The sequence below is a fragment of the Streptococcus dentapri genome (assembly GCF_042649885.1).
GTDB lineage: Bacteria > Bacillota > Bacilli > Lactobacillales > Streptococcaceae > Streptococcus > Streptococcus dentapri.
In genome coordinates, this window is record NZ_JBHSAC010000077.1 from 1 (window position 1) to 1,119 (window position 1,119).

1 protein-coding gene and 1 pseudogene are annotated in these 1,119 nt (G+C 39.2%); both read left to right on the plus strand.

Translation table 11 applies throughout. The features are described 5' to 3' along the window. Window positions 1-348: pseudogene (locus ACFOSE_RS09060) on the plus strand (T7SS effector LXG polymorphic toxin); the annotation flags it as partial. A gap of 10 nt (window positions 349-358) precedes the next feature. After that, window positions 359-1,048 (plus strand): PoNe immunity protein domain-containing protein, encoded by a 690-nt coding sequence (locus tag ACFOSE_RS09065; protein ID WP_380432624.1) that lies wholly within the window; start codon window positions 359-361, stop codon window positions 1,046-1,048. The last annotated feature ends 71 nt before the right edge of the window (window positions 1,049-1,119 follow it).

Sequence of the window (1,119 nt, forward strand, 5' to 3'; positions counted from 1 at the left end):
TTTGGCTACGAGCGTATCAGCAAGGACATGGTGACCAGTCTTGATAGCCCTGGTCATCAGGGCATTGATGGAGTTTACTACAATCCAGATGGCCACCCGCCTTATATTATTTCGGAGGCTAAGTATAACACAGCAAGGCTAAATACTAAAATATTAACGGACGGCAGTCAACAGATGAACAGCAGATGGATAGATAATAGACTTAGAGAGGCTGTAGGTAGAAATCGTGCTATGGAAATTATTAGACAAAGAGCACTCGGTAATGTTCAAAGCAACCTCTTCAATGTCAAAGAAAATGGCAATATCATCATCAACCAATTAGACAATGCGGCTAAAAAAATGAAGTGAGGATTAAGTAATGTTCAGAGATAAACACAAAGATGAAAATTATTTCAGAGAAGCATATGATTTTAATATTAAAGCCTTTCAAGATATGGAATCAATGAAACCAGAGGTACCTGAAGAAAGAATGGGCTATTTTTATAGTCCGCAATCAATGTATTCAAAGGAATTAGTATTCATGGCTTATTCCCTCGGCAAATCAAATGATGAAATCTTCAAATGGTTTAAAATCAGCTTACACTATTATTTACTTTCCTATGCCAGTCATGAAAGCATTTATGACTTGATTAACTACTTCTCTCTAGCTGTTCTCTTTGAAGACCGAAAAGAGGAGTTTATAGAAGATATTGAGACGCTTTTCAATAAGTACATGACTTTCGTGGATGAAGGAGAGCAACTGCAAGAGGACTATATTGAATTTTTGGCCATGTATTTATTACGAGGGGAGAGGGTCAATTTCCATTCCCATTTGGAGTATCTCAATCTGATGGGAGATACCGCTGACTCTATTATCGAAGCTCAAAAATTTTGGTATTATGCGCATTCAGAGGCGGCTTGGTATGATACGCATAAGACTGAGGACGCTTACTATGGGTATTGGTCTTTTGACACAGCGGCCCTCTGTAAAATCCGCGGGATTTATGACGAGCGCCTAAAGGACTTGGACTATTTCCCTTATGACTTATTGGTTCAAAAGGACCGTTAGTATGATGTGATGGGTGAAAGGCTTCGCTCCCTTTCTTCCGAGGAATTTAAAGCTGAGCTTGTCCAGCAGCT